This is a genomic window from uncultured Sphingorhabdus sp., from assembly GCF_937872355.1.
Classification (GTDB): domain Bacteria; phylum Pseudomonadota; class Alphaproteobacteria; order Sphingomonadales; family Sphingomonadaceae; genus Sphingorhabdus_B.
The window spans coordinates 1-5,275 of record NZ_CALMSV010000055.1; the positions used below are offsets into that span (position 1 = coordinate 1).

Here is a 5,275-nt window from a genome sequence, read left to right on the forward strand (position 1 = left end):
GATTGCTTGCAGGCCGGAACCGCAGCGGCGATCGAGCTGGTATCCCGGGACTTCCTCCGGCAGCCCGGCGAGCAGCCAAGACCAGTGCGAAATGCACGGCGCCTCACCATTGCCATAACCTTGCGCGAAGATCACATCGTCGACGCGTGTTGGATCGACTTTTGTACGCTCCATCAGGGCTTTGAGGATCACAGCTCCTAACTGTCCTGCAGTCATCGAAGACAGCGACCCGCCGAATTTGCCGACGGCAGTACGGATGGGGGCAACTATGGCGGCACGGCGGAGGGACATGATTTTCTTCCTTTGCTAATTGCGGTCTTGCAGCTTGCCGCGCGCAATGACTTGCGCCTGGATTTCGGCTGCGCCTTCGAAAATGTTGAGGATGCGCGCATCGCACAGCACCCGGCTGATTTCATATTCCATTGCATATCCATTGCCGCCATGGATCTGCAGGCCCGCATCGGCATTGGCCCAGGCAACGCGGGCGGCGTGCAGCTTGGCCATGCCAGCCTCGATGTCGCAACGCTTGCCGCTATCCTTGGCGCGGGCGGCGAAATAGGTCAGCTCGCGGGCCATCACCATGTCGGTCACCATCATTGCCAGCTTGTCGGCTACGCGCGGGAAACGGATGATAGGCTGGCCGAACTGTTTGCGGTCGAGCGCATATTGCAGCGCCAGTTCGATGGCGCGGCGGGCGACGCCGACTGCACGGGCGGCAGTCTGGATGCGCGCGCCTTCGAAGGTACGCATCAACTGCTTGAAACCCTGGCCTTCCTCTCCGCCGAGCAGCGCGTCCGCAGGTGCTTTCATGCCATCAAACTGTAGCGCATATTCGCGCATTCCGCGATAACCGAGAACTTCGATCTCGCTGCCGCTCATTCCTTCTGCGGGGAAGGGGTTGTCTTCGGTTCCGCGCGGTTTGGGCACCAGCAGCATCGACAGCCCGGCATAGCCCTTCACATCGGGTAATGTCCGCGCCATCAACGTCATCAGGTCGGTGCGTGCGGCGTGGGTGATCCAGTTTTTCGCACCGCTGATTTCCCAGCCGTCTTCAGTTCGCACAGCGCGGGTTTGCAGGCTAGCCATATCGGAACCGGTGTCGGGTTCGGTGAAAACCGCCGTGGGTAGCACTTCACCTGATGCGATACGCGGCAGCCAATGCTGTTTCTGCGCATCTGTGCCGCCCTGCATGATGAGCTCGCCTGCAATCTCGCTGCGCGTGCCGAGTGATCCTGTACCGATCCAGCCGCGCGACAATTCCTCGGTGACGACGCACATTACCAGCTTGCCCAAACCCAGCCCGCCAAATTCCTCTGATATGCACACACCGAAAGTGCCGAGTGCGGCCATTTCCCCGATGATGTCATCGGGGATCAACGCGTTGGGGAGGGGCCAGCCATGCGCCTGCGGCAAGAGGCGCTGGTCGGTAAAACGGCGATATTGGTCGCGCACTGTATCGAGCAGTTCATCGTCGAACCGGTCGGAAATCGTCGCGCCGTTGGCCAGCAATTCGACGAGCCGTGCCCGATTGGCTGCGTCGTTGCCTTTGGCTTGCGCGAGTAGGGTGGTGACATGGTCATCCAACCCGAAATTGGCCGGGCGGATAAATTCATTCTGCCCCATGGCGAGTCCGCCAGCGAGTTGGGCCAGCGTCTCGCCGGTGCCGATGGCAACGACCAGTTTCTCGGCTTCGCCGCTTTGCCTCGAACCCCATGCGTGCAATGCGCGCAACGCCTCTACGCTGGTTTCAATCCACGCATAGCCATGGGCGACATGCTGCTCTGCATCGAGAGAGGACGCTGCAACGCGTGCTTGTACCACCGCCCTTGCGGCTGAGGCATAGCTTTCGGCGGCGGCAAGGGCTGCGCTCATCCCTGTTTCACCGTTCCTGCATCGATCAAGGCCGCAATCGCACCGGAGGACAGGCCCAGCCGCTCGGACAGTATCTCTTCGCTATTTGCGCCGTTGCGCGGTGCCGGTTGCGGGGCCTGGCGGTCGAGTTGCGGCACCGTCGCAAAGCTGCCTGCTGCGGGATAATCAAAACCGGAGGGATTGGCTGCGGAGCCAAAGACCGGGTTATTGGCGACAAGCGCCGGGTCGTTGGCGGCGTCGAGCATCGTGCGATAGGCCGAATGGACTATGCCGCCTGCATCAAATGCAGCGGTCAAATCAGCATGCGTCCGTGCGCCGATTGCCGCTTCGAATAGCGGATAAAGTGCATCACGATGGTTGAAGCGCAGCCCGTCATCTTTGGCGAAATTCACGCCGCGTTCGGCCTCGATAGCGGCAATAGCGCTTTCGAGGTTAAGGGCCGCGACAAGATTTGCCCATTGGCGAGGCGTTACGACAACAATCATCGTGCGCACGCCATCGGCAGTCACGAAATCGCGCCCGAACAGGCCGTAGACGGCATTGCCAAGACGTGGTCGATTTGCGCCAGTATACAGCACTTCGGCAATGCCGCCGAGGTTGGCGACAGTGCCAATTGCTACATCGGACAGCGGGATACGCACTTCAAGGCCTTCACCAGTCTGCCCGCGCTTCTGGACGGCTGCGAGCATAGCAAAGGCCGCATAGGCTCCGGTGAGCAGATCCCAGGCCGGCAGCACGTGGTTCACCGGTTCCGGCCCTGCACCGGTCATCATCGGATAGCCGACCGAGTTGTTCACGGTATAATCCAGCGCAGGCGAGCCATCGGCCCAGCCCATGACGCGCACCGTGATCAGATCGGCTCGGCCTTCTGCCAATTTGGAGTGCGAGAGGAATCCTTCGGCGGGGAAATTGGTTACGAACTGTCCCGTCTTGCGGACCAATTCCTGAAGCAGTTCGCGTCCTTGTGGCGACCCCAAATCAAGCGCGACCGATTTCTTCGCCCTGTTGAGATTTTCCCAATAGAGCGAGTCGTTCCCTTCGGTGACCGGCCAACGACGGAAATCGGGCCCTCCGCCTATTTGGTCAACACGGATAACCTCGGCCCCCATTTGCGCCAGATATAATCCGGCGGTGGGTGAGGCGACGAAGCTCGATGCTTCGATGACTGACAGGCCGTTGAGAAGATTGTACATTTTCTATTCCTCCCCAACGACTTGCGTTGGGGAGGTGGCAGTTGCGCAGCAACTGACGGAGGGGAATTGCACCGTCACAGTCCCCTCCACCATCCTCCGGATGGTCCCCCTCCCCATCGCAAGTCGATGGGGAGGATGAAGTGTATGGCTCACCACACAGCCCCTTCGCGTTCGAATTCGCGGAGCAGATGTTTGGCGATCTGCAACTGCATGATCTGGCTGGTGCCTTCGTAAATGAGCAGGATGCGGGCATCGCGGAAGAAACGCTCGGCAGGATATTCGGCGAGGTAACCCGCCCCGCCATATACCTGAACGCAGCGGTCCACAACGCGGCCGCAGGCTTCGGACGAGAACAGCTTGGCTGCCGCCGCCTTCCTCAGGATATTTTCGCCACGGTCGGCCCGCGCGCAGGCATCCGCGATCATGCACTCGGCGGCATAGAGGTCCGCCTCGCTGTCGGCCAGCATCGCCTGGATGAGTTGGAAGTTCGCGATGGGCTCGCCAAAGGCCTTGCGCTCGGTGGCATAGCGGATAGCGGTATCGAGCGCGCGGCGTCCCATGCCGACGCCCATGCCGGCCACTGAAAGACGCCCGTTATCAAGGCTTTGCATCGCAATCTGGAAGCCGCGACCTTCTTCACCGCCGACCAATGCGTCTCCCGGGATTTTGACATCTTCCATGATGATGTCCGCGATATGCGCGCCCGACTGGCCCATTTTCTTGTCGGGTTTGCCGATGCTGATGCCCGGCGATGTCATATCGACAATGAAGGCAGAAACATGGGCGTTCTTAGGTAGCGCCTCTTTCGAGGTGCGCGCCATGATCAGGCCGATTTTTGCGTGCGGGCTGTTGGTGATATAGCGTTTTGTGCCGGTCAGTTTATAGCCATTGCCATCACGCACAGCCATCGTCTGCATCGCTGCGCTGTCTGAACCGCTGCCCGGCTCGGTCAGGCCGAAGCAGGCGATTTCACCGCTGGCGATACGCGGCAGCCAATGGGCTTTCTGTTCCGGCGTGCCGAAATTCTTGAGCGCGCTGCCCGTCATCCCCACATTGATCGACATGGTCGAACGATAGGCAGGCGCGGCGTAGGCCAGTTGTTTGACCGTTTCGATATATTGGCTGATGTTCATTCCCGCTCCACCAAATTCTTCGGGAATGGTGATGCCGAACAGCCCCATTTCGCGCATTTCGGCGAGGATATCGTCGGGGATCGCGTCGTTTGCGATCACATCTTCCTCAGCAGGTATCAGGCGCTCGCGCACATAGCGGCGGAGTTGCTCGATAAAGGCGTCGAAAGTTTCGGAGTCCATACCGGGATTGCTCATCTCTTGCTCCTCAGATGGGGTCGTAGGGGAAAACATGTGCCGAAACTTCGTCGGCGCGGGCGAAACTGGGCTTGAAGGCGGGGATCAGTTCATCTGCGATGCTCTCCGGCGTCCACCCTTCAACCTTGGTCATTGAACGGATCGGGCGCGGCTTATTGTACAGCACGATCTCATTCTTGCGTACCGAGAATATCTGGTTCGACACGTCTTTGGATGCGTCGCTGGCGAGATAAACAACCAAGGGTGCAATCTTGTCCGCACTCATAGTTTTAAGCCGTTCGACGCGTTCCTTTTGCTCGGGCGTTTCGGCGGGGATCGATGCGGTCATGCGGCTCCAGGCGAAGGGCGCGATGCAGTTTGAACGCACGCCTGCGCGCGCCATGTCGAGCGCGATCGACTGTGACAGGCCGACAATGCCCAGCTTGGCCGCCGAATAATTAGCCTGCCCGATATTGCCGATCAACCCGCTGGTCGACGTGAAGTGGATGAAGCTGCCCGATTGCTGTTCACGGAAATAGGGGGTTGCCGCTTTCGAGACGTTGAAAGTGCCGTTGAGATGCACGTCGATAACCGCGCGCCAATCCTCATGGCTCATCTTGTGCCAGATGGTGTCGCGCAATATGCCGGCATTGTTCACAACAGCATCAATGCGGCCAAATGCCTTCACGGCGTCTTCGATGATCGAGGCTGCACCCGCCGGATCGGCAACGCTGGCCAGATTGGCGATTGCTTTGCCGCCAGCGGCGATGATGTCATTTGCGGTTTCCTGCGCCGGGCCGGCATCGCCGCCTTCGCCGCCACCCCCCACGCCGGGATCATTGATGACCACCGATGCGCCATGTTTGGCACACAGCAAGGCAATTTCCCGGCCAACCCCGCGCC

The 5,275-nt window shown here is 60.0% G+C and carries 4 protein-coding genes and 1 pseudogene; all 5 read right to left on the reverse strand.

The features are described 5' to 3' along the window. Positions 1–291: pseudogene (locus Q0239_RS02755) on the reverse strand (acetyl-CoA C-acyltransferase); the annotation flags it as partial. 15 nt (positions 292–306) lie between these two features. Then, positions 307–1,872 carry an acyl-CoA dehydrogenase family protein gene (locus Q0239_RS02760; RefSeq protein WP_298598040.1) on the reverse strand — a complete coding sequence of 522 codons (1,566 nt, stop codon included), beginning with the start codon at positions 1,870–1,872 and terminating at the stop codon, positions 307–309. Next, on the reverse strand, positions 1,869–3,065 hold the full coding sequence (locus Q0239_RS02765) for a CoA transferase (RefSeq protein WP_298598043.1): 1,197 nt from the start codon (positions 3,063–3,065) through the stop codon (positions 1,869–1,871). Before Q0239_RS02765 ends, Q0239_RS02760 begins: the two co-directional genes overlap by 4 nt. Positions 3,066–3,214: 149 nt before the next feature. Beyond that, positions 3,215–4,393 (reverse strand): acyl-CoA dehydrogenase family protein, encoded by a 1,179-nt coding sequence (locus Q0239_RS02770; protein WP_298598046.1) that lies wholly within the window; start codon positions 4,391–4,393, stop codon positions 3,215–3,217. 10 nt (positions 4,394–4,403) lie between these two features. Then, a partial coding sequence (locus Q0239_RS02775) for an SDR family oxidoreductase (RefSeq protein ID WP_298598049.1) occupies positions 4,404–5,275 on the reverse strand: 872 nt, incomplete at its 5' end.